Origin of the sequence: Nocardia sp. NBC_01503 (assembly GCF_036327755.1) — a bacterium.
In the GTDB taxonomy this organism is placed as follows: Bacteria; Actinomycetota; Actinomycetes; order Mycobacteriales; family Mycobacteriaceae; genus Nocardia.
Genome location: NZ_CP109596.1, coordinates 5,099,582 through 5,117,482 on the forward strand (window position 1 = coordinate 5,099,582; position 17,901 = coordinate 5,117,482).

The 17,901-nt window shown below is 67.4% G+C and carries 16 protein-coding genes and 1 pseudogene; 12 read left to right on the forward strand and 5 right to left on the reverse strand.

Annotated elements, in window-relative coordinates; translation table 11 throughout:
• The first annotated feature begins 120 nt into the window (after positions 1–120).
• Together miaB and OHB26_RS22980 are read left to right on the forward strand one after the other, a co-directional pair.
• The gene (gene miaB, locus OHB26_RS22975) at positions 121–1,686 is read left to right on the forward strand and encodes a tRNA (N6-isopentenyl adenosine(37)-C2)-methylthiotransferase MiaB (protein ID WP_330179325.1); all 1,566 of its coding nucleotides are present in this window, start codon (positions 121–123) and stop codon (positions 1,684–1,686) included.
• 363 nt (positions 1,687–2,049) lie between these two features.
• Positions 2,050–2,631, forward strand: a complete 582-nt coding sequence (locus OHB26_RS22980) for an Rv2732c family membrane protein (protein ID WP_330185755.1) — start codon at positions 2,050–2,052, stop codon at positions 2,629–2,631.
• A gap of 27 nt (positions 2,632–2,658) precedes the next feature.
• Here the strand turns inward: OHB26_RS22980 and OHB26_RS22985 are convergent.
• A pseudogene (locus OHB26_RS22985) lies at positions 2,659–4,092 on the reverse strand (MFS transporter); the annotation flags it as partial.
• Positions 4,093–4,186: 94 nt separating this feature from the next.
• Between OHB26_RS22985 and OHB26_RS22990 the strand changes: the two are divergent.
• Positions 4,187–5,197 (forward strand): GlxA family transcriptional regulator, encoded by a 1,011-nt coding sequence (locus OHB26_RS22990; protein ID WP_330179326.1) that lies wholly within the window; start codon positions 4,187–4,189, stop codon positions 5,195–5,197.
• Positions 5,198–5,208: 11 nt separating this feature from the next.
• Here the strand turns inward: OHB26_RS22990 and OHB26_RS22995 are convergent, their stop codons facing one another.
• Both OHB26_RS22995 and OHB26_RS23000 read right to left on the reverse strand, forming a co-directional pair.
• Positions 5,209–6,000: a phosphatase gene (locus tag OHB26_RS22995; RefSeq protein WP_330179327.1), complete on the reverse strand. Its 792-nt coding sequence runs from the start codon at positions 5,998–6,000 to the stop codon at positions 5,209–5,211.
• 191 nt (positions 6,001–6,191) lie between these two features.
• The gene (locus tag OHB26_RS23000; RefSeq protein ID WP_330179328.1) at positions 6,192–7,616 is read right to left on the reverse strand and encodes a DUF349 domain-containing protein; all 1,425 of its coding nucleotides are present in this window, start codon (positions 7,614–7,616) and stop codon (positions 6,192–6,194) included.
• Positions 7,617–7,792: 176 nt separating this feature from the next.
• Here OHB26_RS23000 and OHB26_RS23005 point away from each other — a divergent pair, with 176 nt between their 5' ends.
• Positions 7,793–8,542, forward strand: a complete 750-nt coding sequence (locus OHB26_RS23005) for a hypothetical protein (protein ID WP_330179329.1) — start codon at positions 7,793–7,795, stop codon at positions 8,540–8,542.
• The gene (miaA, locus tag OHB26_RS23010; RefSeq protein ID WP_330179330.1) at positions 8,539–9,441 is read left to right on the forward strand and encodes a tRNA (adenosine(37)-N6)-dimethylallyltransferase MiaA; all 903 of its coding nucleotides are present in this window, start codon (positions 8,539–8,541) and stop codon (positions 9,439–9,441) included. Before OHB26_RS23005 ends, miaA begins: the two co-directional genes overlap by 4 nt.
• A 3-nt stretch (positions 9,442–9,444) precedes the next feature.
• On the opposite strand, the gene OHB26_RS23015 is transcribed toward miaA, so the two are convergent.
• Complete coding sequence (locus OHB26_RS23015) at positions 9,445–9,990, reverse strand: PadR family transcriptional regulator (RefSeq protein WP_330179331.1); 546 nt, start codon at positions 9,988–9,990, stop codon at positions 9,445–9,447.
• A 45-nt stretch (positions 9,991–10,035) separates the two neighbouring features.
• Here OHB26_RS23015 and OHB26_RS23020 point away from each other — a divergent pair, with 45 nt between their 5' ends.
• The 7 genes from OHB26_RS23020 (at position 10,036) to OHB26_RS23050 (ending at position 17,259) form a co-directional block, all read left to right on the forward strand.
• Complete coding sequence (locus tag OHB26_RS23020; protein ID WP_330179332.1) at positions 10,036–10,608, forward strand: peptide deformylase; 573 nt, start codon at positions 10,036–10,038, stop codon at positions 10,606–10,608.
• 294 nt (positions 10,609–10,902) lie between these two features.
• Positions 10,903–11,724, forward strand: coding sequence for a TrmH family RNA methyltransferase (locus tag OHB26_RS23025; RefSeq protein ID WP_330179333.1), 822 nt, complete (start codon positions 10,903–10,905; stop codon positions 11,722–11,724).
• A gap of 25 nt (positions 11,725–11,749) precedes the next feature.
• Entirely contained in the window at positions 11,750–12,667 is a 918-nt protein-coding gene (gene dapF, locus OHB26_RS23030; protein WP_330179334.1) for a diaminopimelate epimerase, read from the forward strand.
• Between the two features lie 114 nt (positions 12,668–12,781).
• Entirely contained in the window at positions 12,782–14,284 is a 1,503-nt protein-coding gene (hflX, locus tag OHB26_RS23035; protein WP_330179335.1) for a GTPase HflX, read from the forward strand.
• 146 nt (positions 14,285–14,430) lie between these two features.
• Positions 14,431–15,279: a lysophospholipid acyltransferase family protein gene (locus OHB26_RS23040; protein ID WP_330179336.1), complete on the forward strand. Its 849-nt coding sequence runs from the start codon at positions 14,431–14,433 to the stop codon at positions 15,277–15,279.
• Positions 15,280–15,439: 160 nt separating this feature from the next.
• Complete coding sequence (locus tag OHB26_RS23045; RefSeq protein WP_330179337.1) at positions 15,440–16,585, forward strand: acyl-CoA dehydrogenase family protein; 1,146 nt, start codon at positions 15,440–15,442, stop codon at positions 16,583–16,585.
• A 161-nt stretch (positions 16,586–16,746) separates the two neighbouring features.
• Complete coding sequence (locus OHB26_RS23050; RefSeq protein ID WP_330179338.1) at positions 16,747–17,259, forward strand: hypothetical protein; 513 nt, start codon at positions 16,747–16,749, stop codon at positions 17,257–17,259.
• Here OHB26_RS23050 and OHB26_RS23055 read toward each other — a convergent pair.
• Positions 17,241–17,789, reverse strand: a complete 549-nt coding sequence (locus OHB26_RS23055; protein WP_330179339.1) for a nitroreductase/quinone reductase family protein — start codon at positions 17,787–17,789, stop codon at positions 17,241–17,243. The genes OHB26_RS23050 and OHB26_RS23055 overlap by 19 nt on opposite strands.
• Positions 17,790–17,901 lie beyond the last annotated feature (112 nt).

Consider the following 17,901-nt stretch of genomic DNA (forward strand, 5'->3'; position numbering starts at 1 on the left):
GTGCCTTCACTCGACATACTCCTGTAACCGGGGATTGACGCCGCAGTGATCGCGGAGACGCAGGTCACCGCGACCGGACGGGGTTTATGGCCCCGAGAGCCCAGCCATTACCCTGGTTGGGTGAATTCGTTGGGGCAGGTTTCAGCACATGGCGCGGTGGCCGAGCACGATCTGCGCACCTATGAGGTGCGCACCTACGGCTGCCAGATGAATGTGCACGACTCCGAACGACTTTCGGGCCTGCTCGAAGACGCCGGTTATGTGAAGGCCAGCACCGGTGACACCGCCGATCTGGTCGTCTTCAATACCTGCGCGGTGCGCGAGAACGCCGACAACAAGCTGTACGGCACGCTCAGCCACCTCGCGCCCATCAAGGCCGAGCGGCCCGGTATGCAGATCGCCGTGGGTGGCTGCCTGGCGCAGAAGGACCGCGACACCGTGGTCAAGAAGGCGCCGTACGTGGACGTGGTGTTCGGCACCCACAACATCGGTTCGCTGCCGGTGTTGCTCGAGCGCGCGCGGCACAACGCCGAAGCGCAGGTCGAGATCATCGAATCGCTGGAGGCATTCCCGTCCACGCTGCCCGCCAAGCGCGAATCCGCGTACGCCGGGTGGGTGTCGATCTCGGTGGGCTGCAATAACACCTGCACGTTCTGCATCGTGCCCGCGCTGCGCGGTAAAGAGGTCGATCGACGGCCCGGTGATGTGCTCGCCGAGGTGCAGGCGCTGGTCGATCAGGGCGTCATGGAGGTGACGCTGCTCGGGCAGAACGTCAACGCCTACGGTGTCTCCTTCGCCGATCCCTCCGAGGAGCGAGATCGCGGCGCATTCGCGAAACTGCTGCGCGCCTGCGGCGCCATCGAGGGCCTGGAGCGCGTGCGCTTCACCTCCCCGCACCCCGCGGAGTTCACCGATGACGTCATCGAGGCCATGGCCGAGACGCCGAACGTCTGCCCGCAGCTGCATATGCCGCTGCAATCGGGTTCGGATCGCGTGCTCAAGGCGATGAAGCGGTCCTACCGCAGCACCAAATTCCTCGGCATCATCGAGAAGGTGCGCGCGGCCATGCCGCACGCGGCCATCACCACCGACATCATCGTCGGCTTCCCGGGTGAGACCGAGGAGGATTTCCAGGCCACCCTGGATGTGGTCCGGCAGGCGCGCTTCACCAGCGCCTTCACCTTCCAGTACTCCATCCGTCCCGGCACCCCCGCCGCGGAAATGCCCGACCAGCTGCCCAAGGAAGTGGTGCAGGAGCGCTATATGCGACTGATCGCCCTGCAGGAGCAGGTCTCGCTGGAGGCGAATCAGGAACTCATCGGCAGCACCGTCGAACTGCTCGTCGCCGAGGGCGCGGGCAAGAAGAACGCCGCCACCGCGCGCATGAGCGGTCGCGCCCGCGACGGGCGCCTGGTCCACTTCCGTCCGCCCGCCGACCTGCCGCCCGGCTCCGAAATTCGCCCCGGCGATGTGGTCACGGTGGCGGTCACCGAGGCGGCTCCGCACCACCTCATCGCCGACGCCCCCATCCAATCCCACCGCCGCACCCGCGCGGGGGACGCCCACGAACGCGGCATCACCCCGAAGACGGCCCCGATCGGCGTCGGCCTGGGTCTGCCGAGCATCGGCAAACCCCTCGTCGTCGAGACCGCCACCGCCGGCTGCGGCACCGAATGCGGCGCATAATCCGACACCGCGTAGTAGTCGGAAACCGGGGCGGGGCATGATGGGGCGACACCACTCCCGCATGACTCAGGATCACCACAAATGACCGAGCAGCAATCGAATGGCCCCGACGACTCCCGCGGCCCCGTTCCAGATCCCGGTGCGGCGGGCGGCGAGGGCGCGCGTCAGTCGGGTGAGGTCAAGGGTGCGGAGTCGCACGGCGCGTCCGTGTCAGATCCCGGTGCGCCCGGCGATACCGTCCCGAGCGGGCACGATGGGGCGAAGTCCGCGTCGGCAGCCGCCGACGCGGGGGAGCGGGCGGAAGATGCGGCGGCACAATCAGATTCGGCGCGTGACGGCGTGCCCGAGGCGAATGAGGAGAACATGAAGTCGGCCGAGGACAGTCAGGACTTCGAGCAGTTCCGGGCCGATCTGGAGGCCGTCGAGCGCAAGATCGCGGGGGAGATCGATCCGGGTGTGCGCGCCCTGGTGGTCGCCGGTGCGGTATTCGCGCTGCTGTTCTCGCTGGTGCTGCCGCATGCGGGTAAGGCGCGTGGATTCGACGTCATCCTGTACGACGCGGCCGCGCAGACCGAGCACATCGGACTGCCCTCGCGGGTGTTCGAGTGGTTCGTGGTGGTCTTCGGAATCGGCTTCTCACTGCTCGCGCTGACCACCCGGCGCTGGGTGCTGGCCTGGATCGCGGTCGCGGGATCGGCCATCGGCAGCGTCTTCGGCGTCTTCTCGATCTGGCATCGGAACACCCCCGGCCTGGGTAACTACCACGGCGCGGGTCCGGGCATCGGCCTGATCCTGTCCACCATCGCGATCATGGTGCTGACCTTCCACTGGATTCGCGTGGTCTGGAGTCGCACCTCGGTGCACCTGGCCGCCGAGGAGCAGCGCCGCATCGCCGCCGCCGAGGCCGAGGAACGCGATCATCGCCGACTCTTCGGCGATAAGTAGCCCGCTGCTCGTGGAGCCCGGTCGCACCAGGTCGCGACCGGGCTCTTCTCGTCGAGGGGCCGGTTCGCGCGGGCGCTCCGGGCGGTAGGCCAGTCCGGCGAACATCGCCGCGATGCCGACGATCGTCATGAAGATCCAGCCCGCGCGGTACTCGCCGAGCGTGTGGTGGGTGCCGGCGCCGAGGATGGCGGTCAGCACGGCCACGCCGAGGGCGGAGCTGGTCTGCCTGGCCATCATGAGAGTGCCTGAGCCGAGCGAGGTTTGGTCGGCGGGCAGCAGTGCGGCCGATCCGAACAGGGGCGGCTGCAAGAGCGCCGTGCTGGCTCCGGCGAGGATCCCGCCGGGCAGGATGATCACCGCGTAGGAGTCGGTGAATCCACTGGCCAGCGCCCACCACGCGCAGCCGATCGCCAGGCACGCCCCGCCCAGCGCCGCCGATGCGCGGGCACCGAATCGGGCGATGAATCGGCCCGAGAACGGTGACATCAGCAGGCAGCTGATCGGCAGCGGCGCGACACCGAGACTGGCGGCCAGCACCGAGTAGTGCAGGCGCTCGGTGAGGAACAGCGTGATCTCCAGAATCATGGCCGCGAAAGCCAGGTAGTAGCAGAACACTCCGAGTGTGGCTGTTCGGAACAGCTTGTGCCGCAACACAACCGGGCTCACCACCGGATCCGGATGATGCCTGATGTGCCAGCCGAACCATACCGCGAGCGCGATGGCGGCGGCCAGCATGCCGAGCGTGGCGGGACCGGTGTGACCCCACTCCGCCGCCTGCACGAATACCGTGGTGAAGCCCGCCGTCGCACCCAGAATCAGCAGTGCGCCAACGGGATCCAGTCGCCGCCGCACACCCGGTGCGATATCCGGCAGCACCCGGAGGCCCAGTGCGAAGGCCGCCACCGTGAACGGCACATTCAGCAAGAAGATCCACCGCCACCCGGCCTGCAACAGCAATCCGCCCAGCACCGGTCCGCTCGCCGCGCCCGCGGCGGCGATCGCCGTCCAGATACCCATGACGGTCGCATGCTCCCGCCGCGGGAAGCTCGGCAGTACCAGTCCGAGTCCGGTCGGCACCAGCAGCGCCGCCGCCACCGCCTGCGCCACCCGCGCGATGATCAGCGTCGTCAGGTTCGGCGCGGCCCCGCAGGCGATCGACGCCAACCCGAAAAGCGCTATGCCGATGAGGAATCCGCGCTTACGCCCGGTGTCGTCGGCCAGCCGCCCCGCCGGCACCAGCAGCGCCGCCATGACGATGGTGTACGCGTTCAACGTCCAGGACACCGCGCTCGTGGAGCTGTCGAACGAGTCTCGCAGTGTCGGAAACGCGACGGTGACCGCGAAGAGATCGAGTATGGCCAGATATTGGGCGACCCCGGCGATTGCCAGCACCCGCCAGCGCCGTCCGTCCGGCGGAGCCTCGAGCCGCTGAGCTGCTTCGTTTTCCGTCGTCGTAGTCATGGGTTCGACTATCCGACCTCGGCATTCGCCCAACCAGTGGCAGAAATGCCATGATGCGCTAGATTTCTGACAGGGCCGGGGTTAGCGTGGGAATATGGCGTCGGAAGGTTCGAAGGCAGCCCCCTCGGCGGGGACGATCGCGGTCGCCGTGGCTCCGGGTATGCCGATCTTCGAGGTCGCGATTCCGTACCAGGTCTTCTACGAGCCGCCGCTCGGCGTCGATCCCGATACCTGGTACCGCTTCCAACTCTGCGGCCCGCGTGACACCGATACGGCCGAACTGCGAGATCCCTTCGTGGCCTTGACCGCTCACGACTACGACGATCTGATTCGCGCCGATACCGTGATCGTCCCATCCACCCCGAGCGTGCGCGAAGCCCCGCCCGCCGATCTGGTGGAGGCGGTCCGCGCCGCGTACGAGGCGGGCGCCCGCATCGCCTCGCTCTGCACCGGCGCGTTCGTGCTCGCCGCGGCGGGCCTGCTCGACGGCCGCCGCATGACCACGCACTGGCGGCATATCGCCGCGATGCGAGAACGCTTCCCGCACTTGGAGATCGACCCCACCGTCCTGTACATCGACGACGGCCGCATCCTCACCAGCGCGGGCACCATGGCCGGAATGGACCTGTGCATCCACCTGATTCGCAAGGATCTGGGTTCGGGCGCGGCCAATGCCGCCGCCCGCTACCTGGTGGTGCCCCCGCATCGAGCGGGCGGCCAAGCCCAATACCTCGAATCGCCCGTCCCTTCCTACCCCGCCGATTCCGGCCTCTCGGCGACGCTCCAGTGGGCCATCCACCGCCTGGACCAACCCCTCACCGTCACCGATCTGGCCCGGCACGCCAACACCAGCGAACGCACCCTGGCCCGCCGCTTCCACGCCGAACTCGGCGGCACCCCGCTGCAATGGCTCCTCACCCAGCGCGTAATCCGCGCCCGAGAACTGTTGGAGGCCACTGATTTACCGGTAGACGTGGTAGCCGACCGCTGCGGCCTCGGCACCGCGGCCAACCTCCGCACTCACTTCGGCCGTGAGGTAGGAGTGTCGCCCAGCGAATACCGCCGCTCCCACCGCAGTACCCGCCACGAGGTGATCACCAGTTGACCACTCGGCTACTACGCCAGTCGGCTACCGAGGATGTATTCGCCGAGCAGGTCGTAATGTTCCGCATCGAGCCCGTCGTCGAGCGGCACCGCGACCGCGACGGTTCCCTCCTCCTCGCCGACGAACAGCGCCGGATCATTGCAGTCGGCGAATCCGATGGCATCGATTCCCGCGAATGCCGCGCCACCGCACCAACCATGATCCGCGACAACAAGATCCGGCCGGACCTGGCCCGCCTTCGCCAAGGCTGCCAATACCAGCCGGATGGGCCGATCGGAGTGCGTGTGCACCGCCCCGCCGGTATCCCCGACCGTCGCGACCCCGAGTGAGAAATCGATCTCGAGCCGTTGCCACCCGCGCCGGGTATAGCCGTCATATCCCGAGCCCGCCCCGGCCTCGACCACGGTCCCTCCGGCCTCGGCCAACGCCGCTGCCAACCGTTGATACAGCCGAGTCAGCCGCTCCGGATGCCCGGTCGCGAACAGCACCCGCTGCTTCTCGCGTAAGGCCTTGTCGAACCGTGCCGCATACCGATCCAGCGCCGCCACGGTCAGTTCCGGATCAATGGTGTCCACCCCGTGCTGAAAACTCGCCCGTGGATCCACCCCCACCTTGCGCGCCATCAAATCCAGAATCGCGGCCTGATCCCACTCGCGCCCCGGATTCAACCCGAACATGTAATGCGGATCCCGATAGGCCAGCCGCTGAAAATGATCCAAATTGTTCTCGCGCGGCGTAGCAACCTGCCCCGCCATCCCCGTCGCCATCAAATGCGCGACAACCTGCTCCCGAGTAGGTCCCATACCCCACACTAACCACATCCCGCCCCACCCGCCCCGCTCCCCTTGCCCCCCAACACAATTCACCCCAGCACCCACGCCCCGACGAAATGGGTACCCGGGCCGGACGATCGATCACCAGGAACCGGTGGCGGCTGTTCGTCCGAATTCGCGCCACTGGTTCCTGGTGATCACTTGACCGGGTGAGGGTGCTTTCAGCGCTGGCTGACGGCGCCCTCGGCGGCTTCGGCCCACTCACGCCACTGCTGGGCCTGCTCCAGGGCCTTCTCCGCGTCGCGGGTCTTGCCCGCGGCCTGTGCTTTGGCGGCCTGCTCCTCGAACTGGGCAACGCGCTCACGGAATTGCGCGGCGCGAGCCATGGCCTCCGGATCGCTGCGTCGCCACTGGGCATCCACCGCATCCCGGACGCGCTTTTCGACGGCCCGCAGGCGCGCCTCCAGATCGTGGATGCGCTCGCGCGGGACCTTGCCGATGGCATCCCACTTCTCCTGCAGATCGCGCAAAGCCGCCCGTGCCGCATCGAGATTCGTCTCGGGATTGAGGTTTTCGTAATGCAGCAGCAGTTCTTCCTTGGCGGTGGCGTTCTGCTCGAACTCCGCATCACGCTCGGACGCCGCGGAATTCCGTGCCGCGAAGAAGATGTCCTGGGCGGATTTGAAACGCTTCCACAGCTGTTCGTCGGCCTCACGAGGCGCGCGCCCGGCGGCTTTCCATTCGGCGAGCAGATCGCGGAAGACCGCGGCCGTCCCCGCCCAGTCGGTGGATCCGGCCAGTTCTTCGGCGCGCACGCAGAGTTCTTCCTTGCGCGTCTTGGCAGAGGCCCGTTCCCGATCCAGCTCCGCGAAGTGCGCCCCGCGGCGGCGGTTGAAGGCCTCGCGGGCCTTGGAGAAGCGTCGCCACAGCGCGTCGTCGACCTTGCGATCGACGCCGCGGATGGTCTTCCACTCGTCCAGGATCTCGCGGAGCCGATCGCCCGCGACCTTCCACTGCGTGGAGTCGGTGGCGATTTGCTCGGCCTCCGCGGCCAGGGCTTCCTTACGCTCGGTTTGCTCGTGCCGGGAGCGTTCCTTCTCCTCCTTGGCGTGCGCGGCCGCCTCGTCGGAGTGTTCGATAATGGCCCGCAGGCGCTGGGTGAGTCCGTCGATATCGCCGATGACGGCGGCTTCGGGCAATGTTTCGGCAAGCGCGGTGGCGGCGGTTTTGGTCTTGCGGGCGTCGGTGCCGGCGGCGAGGCGGGCTTCGAGCAGGGCCACCTCGGTGGCGAGATCGTCGAAGCGGCGGCCGAAGTGCGCCAGGCCCTCGGCCGCGTCACCGGCCTGCCAGGAGCCGATGACGCGTTCGCCGTCGGTTGTCTTGACCCAGGCGGTGCCGTCCTCGTCGACTCGTCCCCACTGGCTGGGGTCGCTCATACTGGGCACCACGACGGGATGCGGGTGCGGGGTCGCCGGGCCGGGAGTGGGCTTGACGGCGTGTGGCTTGGGGGCTTCCGGTTTACGCGGTGCGGGCCCCGGGCGGGGACCGGCGGCGGTGGCCGGAGACGGACGCTGGGCGGCGCCGGGCTGGGGCGTCGAGGTCGGTTCCGACTGGGTCGCCTTCTCGTTTCCGCTGTTGTCGCTCATTGCTCCTCGTCCCTGCCGCGCGTCACGGCTGCCTGGTTACGCCCTAGCTCATCTGTCTGGCTGTCCCCCATTCAACCAGGCTGGGATGCGAAATGCTGTCTTTGAGGCCACCTCCGTGGCGCGGCGACCCAGGTGGGGTGGGGCTGGTGAGGCGCGGTAGCGCTACGGTTGTCGGCGTGTTCTGTGTTGCGTCGCTGGTCCCCTCACCGCCCGCCCTGGTATCCGAGCTGGGGGGCGCGGCCGGAGCGGCGGCCGACAGTCCGGTGACGGTGTTGCGTGGCGCGGTTTTGAAGGCCGTCGGTGAGCTGGCGGGGCAGGCCAAGCGGTGGATTGTGGTCGGCGTGGCGGAGTCGGACGGTGTCTTCGATGCGGAGACGGCGGGCACATTCCGGGGATACGGGGTGGATGTGCGGATCGGTTTGTCCGAAGCCGCGAATCTGGAGAATCCGGATCCCGCGCTGCCGCTGCCGGTGTTGATCGGTGGCTGGTTGCGTGAGCAGGTCGCTCCGGACGCCGTCGCGGTGGCACGTCTGGTCGCCGCCGACACGCCCGCGAAGGAGTGCCTGGAGTACGGCGCGCGGTTGCGCGCCGAAGTGGATTCGGCGACCGACCGGTATGGCGTGCTGGTCGTCGGCGACGGCGCGGCAACTCTGTCCCTGAAGGCCCCGCGCTACCTCGACCCGCGCGCGGAGGCGGCGCAGGCCGATATCGACCTCGCCCTGTCGACCGGCGACCGGGCCGCGCTCGCGAGCCTCGACCAGCGGCTCTGCGAGGAACTCGATATCGCCGGACGACCGGCCTTCCAGGTCCTGGCCGGACTCTTCACCGCCGATCACGCCAGCCCTACCGTGGAAACCCTCTATGCCGCAGCACCATTCGGCGTCGCCTACCATGCGAGCGTCTGGCATCGGGGCAGCGCCGCATGATCACCCCCGTCGCCGTCGTCGGCCCCACCGCCACCGGTAAATCCGATCTGGCCCTGGACCTGGCCGAACGACTCCACGGCGAGATCGTGAATATCGACGCCATGCAGCTCTACCGCGGTATGGATGTCGGCACCGCCAAACTCACCCTGCGAGAGCGCCGCGGCATCCCGCATCACCAACTCGATGTTCTCGACGTCACCGAAACCGCCACGGTCGCCTCCTACCAAACCGCCGCCCGCGCCGATGTCGAGGCGATCATGGCGCGCGGCCACACCCCGGTGATCGTCGGCGGCTCCATGATGTATGTCCAAGCGCTGCTGGACGATTGGGATTTCCCGGCCACCGATCCGCGGATCCGCGCCAAATGGGAGACCTTGCTCGAGGAGCGCGGCGTCGTGATCGTGCACGAGGCATTGCGGGCCGCCGATCCGGTCGCCGCCGCCACCATCCTCCCCACCGACGGCCGCCGCATGGTTCGCGCCCTCGAGGTGGTGGAGCTGACCGGTAGACCCTTCGCCGCCTCGGCCCCTCAGATCGGTGAACCCCGCTGGGGCACAACCATTATCGGTGTCGACCGCGAGACCGCCGCCCTGGACGCCCGCATCGAACTGCGCACCGCGAAGATGTTCGAGACCGGCCTGGTCGAGGAGGTGCACACCCTCATCGCCCAGGGTCTGCGCGAGGGCCGAACCGCCTGCCGCGCAATCGGATACGCCCAGGTACTGGACTACCTCGACGGCGAATACGATCTCGCGCAAGCGCGGGAACGCACCTTCATCGGCACCCGCCGCTATGTCCGCCGCCAGCGCTCCTGGTTCCGCCGCGATCAGCGCGTGCGCTGGGTCGACGGTGCCGACCCGCACCTGACCGAAACCGCTCTGACTCTCGTGAAATCCTGACCGTCACCGCGGCGCCCGCACCTTGACAAGATCTGCGAGAACCTTTTCGTGCCAGTCGATCTCGGCTTGAATCCGCATCCGGGCATGGTCCAGGATGAGATCGTCGGCACTGTTCTGATCGGGCCAGCGCCGGTCGGCCTGATGTTCGATGCGGGATCCGCGCGCCCGCAGGGCCGCCAGCCGGTCCTCGAGGTACCCCCGCAGTAGTTCCCGATCCAGATCGGCACTGACCGCCAGTGCGAGATCGACCGGATCGGGCCGAATATCAACCTCGCTGAACGCCTCGTCCCGCAGCGCGATGAGCTCCCGCCGTCCCTCATCGGTGATCTCGTAGATGGTGCGCGCGGGCAGCGACCCCTCCTGTTCGGTGCGCACGGGGCGAATGAGCCCCTCGTCCTCCATGCGATGCAACGCGCTGTAGAGGGAGCCCGGCTTGACACGTGACCACAGATCGGCCCGGTCCAACCGGGCGTCCCGCCGCAATTGATGGCCGTGCATGGCACCGCGTTTGGCCAGTGCCGCGAGGACGAACAGCCGGGTCTCGTTCACGGACCTAGTCTGCCATGACTACTCTGTTTTGAGTACCCTACGGCCATGACAGTTCGACCGATCCTCATCGCCGGTGACCCGCGACTAGCCGAAAAAGCCCTGCCCGCAGCTGTTTTCGACAGCGAACTCGCCGCGTTCGTCGATGATCTCTTCGAGACCAACACCGCGGCCGACGGAGCGGGCTTGGCGGCCAATCAGATCGGCGATCCGCGCGCGATCTTCGTCTACGACCTGCTCGACGAGCAGGGGGTGCGCCGCCGCGGTCATATCGTCAACCCGGTGCTCGAGACCTCGGAGATCCCGGAGACCATGCCCGATCCGGAGGATGATCTCGAAGGCTGCCTCTCTGTACCGGGGGAGTGGTTCCCCACCGGCCGCGCGAAGTGGGCGCGGGTCACCGGGGTCGACAAGACCGGTGCGCCCGTCATCGCCGAGGGCGCCGGCTACTTCGCTCGCTGCCTGCAACACGAGACCGATCACCTCGCCGGACACCTCTACCTGCACCGACTCATCGGCCGGAATCAGCGGGCAGCCCGCCGCATGATCAAGGACCGGCAGTGGAATCGACCGGGGAACTCCTGGCTGCCGGACGCCTCCGCGACCGCACAGCGTGACTGAGGTCCGATGCGTGAAGCCGTCCCGGCATCCGTCTGGCCGGGATCCGCACTGGTCATGGCGCAACTGGTTCCGGGGGATCCCGGCCGCGAGCGCGCCGGGATGACGGAGTATCCGCACGCCGCAGCGTTCGATAGTTCCGCCGCGTCGTAATCCGGTGGCGGTCGAGTGGGAGCGGCCGGTGTGCGCAACCAGTTCCGGCACAAGCCAATCCGGCGCAGGGCGGGACGCGACCCACTGGTGGCGACGCGCCAAAGCGAAATCCTGTGCGGCGGGTATCCGCGCTAGGTTGCTCGGGTGACGCGTCGTGCGAATACTCGCAATGCCTCGGTGCAGGAGTGGCAGGCATATCTGAACAATCGGGCCAGGCGCCTGCGTGACAACAGATTCCTGGTGCACGGTAGACGGCCCATCGCGAGGGCGCTCGAATGTCGTTGGCCGCTGGAGACTCTCGTGTATCGGCTGGGTTCGCCGGAGCTCTCGGGGTGGGCGCGGCAGGTGCTGGACACCAGCGGGGTGCCGAGCATCGGGCTGGTGCCGGAGGTGATGGCCGAGCTGGCCGAATCGTCCGAGCCGGTGCCGGAGGTGGTGGCGGTGGCGATATCGCGCCGGATCGAGCTGGATGATTTCGCACCGGGAACGCCGGAACAGCCGCCTACCGTGGTGGTCATCGATCGGCCGAGCGCGCCCGCGCGACTGGGCGCGCTGATCCGCTCCGCCGCGGCCTTCGGTGCGAGCGGAGTCGTTGTGACCGGTTCGGGTGCGGACCATTACGACCCGCAGAGCGTGCGCGCCTCCGATGGCGCGCTCTTCGCCGTCCCGGTGCTGCGCGCCTCCGGTCCCGCGCAGCTGACCGCGTTCCGGGACCGGCAGCTGATGCGGGGGATCGGCACCCGTATCGTCGGCAGTGACGATCACGGCGGGATCGCCCTCGACGAATTCGAGTTCGGCGGCGCCACCGTGCTGGTCATCGGTGATGAAAGTGTGTCGCTCGCCCCGGCCTGGCAGCAGGTGTGTGACGAGCTGGTCTGCGTCCCGACCGACGGTTCCCTCGGGTCCCCGTCGGCGGCGGCGGTGGCCCTGTACGAAATTTCCCGGCAGCGCCGGGCGTTGCGCTGACAACTCGGGTGTTGGGTGAGGACGAATGGTGAACGAGAACGCGGCTGATATCGACTTCGGCAAAGGGCACGGCACGCAGAACGATTTCGTCGTACTGCCGGATCCCGACGCCTGGCTGGAGCTGACCGAATCGCGGGTGGCGGCGCTGTGCGACCGGCAGCGCGGGATCGGCGCGGATGGTGTGCTGCGGGTGGCGCGCGCGGGTGCGCTCATCGAAAACGGAACTCTCCCAGTGCTTCCCGAGGGCGTGAGCCCGGAAGACTGGTTCATGGACTACCGCAATGCCGACGGCTCCATCGCCGAGATGTGCGGTAACGGCGTACGCGTCTTCGCCCACTACCTGGTCGCCACCGGTCTGGAATCCGCCAGCGAATTCGTGGTCGGCAGCCGTGCGGGCGCTCGCCCGGTGGTCGTGCACCATGCCGATCCCGTGCACGGTGAGGTCACCGTCGCCATGGGCCGGGTGCGCACGCTCGGTGAGTCGAAGGCCACTCTCGACGGCCGCGAGTTCACCGGTCTGGGCATCGATGTCGGTAATCCGCACCTGGCCTGCGTGGTGCCCGGCCTCACCTATGACGAGCTCGGCGCGCTGGATCTGACCGATGCGCCCTCCTTCGACCACACCGTCTTCCCGAAGGGCGTGAACGTGGAAATCCTCACCGCCCTCGGCGTCGCCTCCGATGGCAACCGCGGTGTGGATATGCGCGTCTACGAACGCGGCGTCGGCGAAACCCGTTCCTGCGGAACAGGAACCGTGGCCGCCGCCGCGGCCGCCCTGGCCGCCGACGGCTTCGACCTCGCCGCCGACACCGGCCACATTCAGGTCCACATCCCCGGCGGAACCGTCACCGTCGGCATCGACCACGGCACCGCGACACTCCGCGGACCCTCGGTTCTGGTGGCAACGGGCAAGATCGCCGCCAAATGGTGGCAGGACGCCTAGCGAGATTTGGGGTCCGGGGGTCAGGCCCCCGGAGACCCCCTCTTCACCCGCGGCGGAATCGCCGTGAAATAACCGAATGCGCTGTTCCGTTGGTCCATGGGACTATGGAGGCGTATGAGTAAACAGGAGACGTACGAGTTCACTCCCGCTGAGGAGAACACCGACGACGCCGAGACCGGTTGGTCCGCGTCGCCGACCGTCGGTGAGTTGCAGCTGGAGGAGCGCGCGGCACTGCGCCGCACCGCCGGGCTGTCCACCGAACTCGAGGACATCACCGAGGTCGAGTACCGGCAGTTGCGCCTGGAGCGTGTCGTGCTGGTCGGCGTCTGGACCGAGGGCACCACCGCCCAGGTCGAGGCGCGCATGGCCGAACTGGCCGCGCTCGCCGAGACCGCCGGTTCGGAGGTCATGGACTCGCTGATTCAGCGCCGGGACAAACCGGACAAGGCCACCTACATCGGCTCCGGTAAGACCGAGGAGCTGCGTGCCATGGTCCTCGAGACCGGCGCCGATACGGTCATCCTCGACGGTGAGTTGAGCCCCGCGCAGCTGACCGCGCTGGAGAAGATCGTCAAGGTGAAGGTCATCGACCGCACCGCCCTGATTCTGGACATCTTCGCCCAGCACGCCACCTCTCGTGAGGGTAAGGCGCAGGTCGCGCTCGCGCAGATGCAGTACATGATGCCGCGACTGCGCGGCTGGGGTGAGTCCATGTCCCGGCAGGCCGGTGGTCGTGCGGGCGCCAATGGTGGCGTGGGTACGCGTGGTCCCGGTGAAACCAAGATCGAGACCGATCGCCAGCGCATTCGCGAACGCATGGCCAAGCTGCGCCGCGAGATCCGTGAGATGAAGACCGCCCGCGATACCAAGCGGCATCGGCGCGTCTCCAGCGGTATCCCGCAGGTGGCGATTGTCGGCTATACGAACGCGGGCAAGTCGAGCCTGATGAACGCGCTCACCGGCGCGGGCATCCTGGTGCAGGACGCCCTCTTCGCGACCCTGGATCCGACCACCCGCAAGGCCGCGCTCGCGGATGGCCGCGAGGTCGTCTTCACCGACACCGTCGGTTTCGTGCGCCATCTGCCGACCCAGCTGGTCGAGGCTTTCCGCTCGACCCTGGAGGAGGTGACGGGCGCGGATCTGCTGCTGCACGTGGTGGACGGCTCCGACCCGTTCCCGGATCAGCAGATCAAGGCCGTCCGCGAGGTCGTCACCGACGTCCTGCGCGAAACCAAGACCGCCGCCCCGCCGGAGTTGTTGGTAGTCAACAAGATCGACGCCCTCGACCCCATGCGGCTGACCGAGCTGCGCGGCTGGCTCCCCGAGGCCGTCTTCGTTTCGGCGGCGACCGGCCAGGGCCTGGACGTGCTGCGTGAACGCCTGGACAAGGTCCTCGGCGGCCTGGTGGAGGTCAGCATCCTGCTGCCCTACACCCGAGGCGACCTGCTGGCCCGCATCCATGCCGACGGCCGCATCCTCACCACCGCACACGAGGCGGACGGCACCCTGGTTCGAGCCAAGGTCCCGGTGGCCCTCGCGGGCCTGCTCGGCGAATACGCCCACGCGGGCGTAGACGTGAACGCGGCCGCAGACACCGAACCATCCGCGGTCGATTGATCGGCATGCCGGGCAGTGCGATCTCTGCCCGGTGACCTGGCTCTCTTCTGCTCCGGGTGATTCCGTCCCGCGCAGGGTATTTCGTTAGCATGCCGTTATCGGAAATCTCTGCAGGGAGGGATGTCTTGTCTCGAAATGACGATCAATTGACCGAGACTCGGGGGCTCACCGACGGTGCGCCATCGCACGTCGAATTGACCGACACGGATCGCCGGGCCATCGAACTACTGGTGGCGCCTTCGCGCGCCTGGTTCAGTCCGCGGTTCTACGGTCTGGAGAATTTCCCGCTGGACGGCCCGGTGCTGCTGGTGGGAAATCACACGCTGGCGGGTGGTACGGATGCCCCGCTGCTGGCGGCGGAGATTCTGGCCAAGCACGACCGGCTGGTGCGGGGCCTGGCCGAGAATGTGCTCATCGATGTGCCGGTGCTGCGAGATGCCTTGCATCGCTTGGGAATTGTGCGCGGGAACCGGCACAACTGCACCACGCTGCTGGAGCAGGGTGAGGCGGTGGCGGTCTTCCCGGGCGGAGGTCGCGAGGCCATGCGCGGCAAGGGTCAGAAGTACCAACTGCTGTGGGAGGGCCGAACGGGCTTCGCGCGCATGGCGATTGCCACCGGCGCGCCGATCGTGCCGATCGCCATGGTGGGCGGCGATGACATCTACGACATCGTCTTCGACGGCAATCATCCGGTCATGAGCCCGCTGCGCAAGGTCGTCACGGGTCTGGGTCTGCGCGCGAATCTGACCCCGCCGCTGATTCGCGGCCTCGGTCCGACGCTGGTTCCCAAGCCGGAGCGCTTCTACTTCTCGCTCGGCACCCCCATCGACACCACCCCGTGGCGTGACGCCACCGATTCCGAGGCCGCCGCGCTGGAATTGCAGTCGGTGACCCGTAAGGCCCTCGAGGAGGAGCTCGCTTTCCTGCTCGCCGAGCGGGACCGCGATCGCGGCCGCAGCCTGCTGGGCCGCACCCTCTCCGGCCTCGGTCTCTGACCGCTAGGTTTACCGGGGTTCAGCTGCTTCGATCTGGACTGTCAAAGGCGACAGTCGCAGTTCGGACCTGTTTTTCAGGGTTCGAAGTTAACCCTGATTCGACTTTCGAGTACCGTATGGGCAGAGGCGATGTGCCGATGTGGTCACTCAGGAGGTTGGCGTGGAACGCACTATTTTCGAACCTGAACACGATCTGTTCCGGGAGTCGTTCCGAAAGTTTCTCGATCAGCATGTAGCCGCGCACCACGAGCAGTGGGAGCACGACGGCATCGTCGATCGCGCGGTCTGGCTCGAGGCGGGCAAGCAGGGCTTCCTGGGAATGGCCGTGCCGGAGGAGTTCGGCGGCGGCGGCGTGAAGGACTTCCGCTACAACGCCGTGGTCACCGAAGAGGTCACCTACGGCCAGTATTCGGGCCTGGGTTTCGGCCTGCACAATGACGTGATCGCGCCCTACCTGCTGGAGCTGGCGAACCAGGAGCAGAAGCAGCGCTGGCTGCCCGGCTTCTGTTCCGGCGAGATCATCACCGCCATCGCCATGACCGAACCCGGCACCGGTTCGGATCTGCAGGGCATCAAGACCCGCGCGGTGAAGGATGGCGACGACTGGATCCTCAACGGCTCCAAGACCTTCATCACCAATGGCATCAATGCCGATATCGTCATCGTGGTCGCGCAGACCGATCCGGACAAGGGCGCCATGGGTTTCTCGCTCCTGGTGGTCGAGCGCGATATGCCCGGTTTCGAACGCGGCCGCAACCTCGACAAGATCGGTTTGAAGGCGCAGGACACCGCCGAGCTGTCCTTCCAGGATGTGCGCGTCCCCGGTAAGAACCTGCTCGGTACCGAGGGCCAGGGCTTCATCCACCTCATGCAGAACCTGCCGCAGGAGCGCCTGTCCATCGCCGTCATGGCCGCCGCCGCCATGGAGGGTTCGCTGAAGAACACCATCCAGTACGTGCGCGACCGCAAAGCCTTCGGCAAACCGATTGGCGCACAGCAGAATACGCGCTTCGTACTGGCGGAGCTGGCCACCAAGACCACCGCTGTGCGCGTCTTCGTGGACCGCTGTATCGAACTCCTGAACGCCGAGAAGCTCAGCGTCGAAGAGGCCGCCATGGCCAAGTACTGGAGCACCGAGGAACAACTCGACCTCATCACCAAATGCCTGCAGCTGCACGGCGGCTACGGCTACATGCGCGAGTACCCGATTGCCAAGGCGTACATGGACGCTCGCGTGCAGACCATCTACGGCGGCACCACCGAGATCATGAAGGAGATCATCGGCCGTTCCCTGAAACTGGCCTGATACCAGACGGTTTCCAATCCGCGTCCGAGTAGCCGTCGGTGGAATTCCGGCGGCTATTGGCGCGAGAAACTGCCGAAGGACTCTGCCCCGCGTCGTCGATTTTGCGAATCATTAACCACACCAGCTTATCCGCGTGAATTCAAGAGCTTGTGGGGTGCGATGTGAACGTTGTCGAGGCACAGCGGAACGAGGGGGAGTCGGCCGTGGTCTGCGTAGCCGACATCTCTGTCGACGGCGGTACGGCGATGCCCATGATAGGTCTGCTCGGCCTGGACGGTGAGTTGGTGATTCCGACGGACTGGGACGATCCATTGGTGACCGACGCGGTCGGTCACGTGGTCCGGATCGAGTTGCGCCCGCCGTGGATTCGCATCGGGCCGGGCCGGGTGCAGTCGGTGCTGGAGGGCTGCCACGCCTGGCGGCTCGGCTACGGCGCCGTCGATGCGGCGGTCGAGACGCCGGGTCCGAGGGACGAGCCCGTACGGGTGGTCGTCTCGACCACCGTGCCCGCTTCGGTGCGTGCGAATTCTGTTGCGGCCGAAGCCGATCACGCCGATCCGACGCCGTGGTGCGCTGCCGCCGCGTGGGTGGGCGCGGGCGTACTGCTGGCAGGTTTCGTGGTCGGCTGGCTGCTGATCCGCGGTGGCCGTGGAGCTCAGTGCGGGTCGGCGTAGTAGTCGACGCGGAATACCGGATAGCGCTCGGCGATTCGGTGCAACTCGGCGTCGGAGGGATCGGTGGTGACGCCGAAGTAGTGTCGTGCCTCGAGCGCCGTGCCCCAGGAGCGGCCGGTTCGCCCGGCGCGCCGCAAGTAGGCGCGGATCACGGGTGGGCGATTGGCGATCTGGATCTCCGTGAGGGTCGCGGCGCGGCGCCGACGGCGACCGATGACCACCCGGCCGGCGCAGGCGCGCACATTGCGGACCCATTCCGACTCACCGCTCAGCGAGACCAGGAAGTCGTTGCCGTCGTGCTCGACCCGGACCAGATTGGTGCGGTGGATGACACCGCTGCGGCGACCTGGAACTTCGAGTACCACAGCGTAATCCGGGCTGAGTCCGAGCAGCGTGAGCCGACTTCCCAACGGTTGTAACCGTCGATACAGGGCGGGGCCTGGACGATAGCGCACAGGTGCGGTGTAGTCGACCGGCCCCATGATGCCGGTGAGCTTTTCGCGGGCGGGTTGATCGTGCTTCGTGCGCATGCTGTCGGCTTCCGTAGCGGAGCGGGTCCCTGTCGTATCACGATGCGGCAGTTGGCGTTCGATCGGCAGGGCCGAAAGTCCCGGGTCGCGGCGCTCGTTCGCCCGGCTTGTC

Bases quoted from the DNA above. Each gene is read 5' to 3' on its own strand.
- OHB26_RS23020 (WP_330179332.1), top strand. From the start codon at position 10,036: ATGACAGTTCGACCGATCCTCATCGCCGGTGACCCGCGACTAGCCGAA.
- OHB26_RS23055 (WP_330179339.1), bottom strand. From the start codon at position 17,789: ATGCGCACGAAGCACGATCAACCCGCCCGCGAAAAGCTCACCGGCATC.
- OHB26_RS22990 (WP_330179326.1), top strand. From the start codon at position 4,187: ATGGCGTCGGAAGGTTCGAAGGCAGCCCCCTCGGCGGGGACGATCGCG.
- hflX (WP_330179335.1), top strand. From the start codon at position 12,782: ATGAGTAAACAGGAGACGTACGAGTTCACTCCCGCTGAGGAGAACACC.
- miaA (WP_330179330.1), top strand. From the start codon at position 8,539: ATGATCACCCCCGTCGCCGTCGTCGGCCCCACCGCCACCGGTAAATCC.
- OHB26_RS23000 (WP_330179328.1), bottom strand. From the start codon at position 7,616: ATGAGCGACAACAGCGGAAACGAGAAGGCGACCCAGTCGGAACCGACC.
- OHB26_RS22995 (WP_330179327.1), bottom strand. From the start codon at position 6,000: ATGGGACCTACTCGGGAGCAGGTTGTCGCGCATTTGATGGCGACGGGG.
- OHB26_RS22980 (WP_330185755.1), top strand. From the start codon at position 2,050: ATGAAGTCGGCCGAGGACAGTCAGGACTTCGAGCAGTTCCGGGCCGAT.
- dapF (WP_330179334.1), top strand. From the start codon at position 11,750: ATGGTGAACGAGAACGCGGCTGATATCGACTTCGGCAAAGGGCACGGC.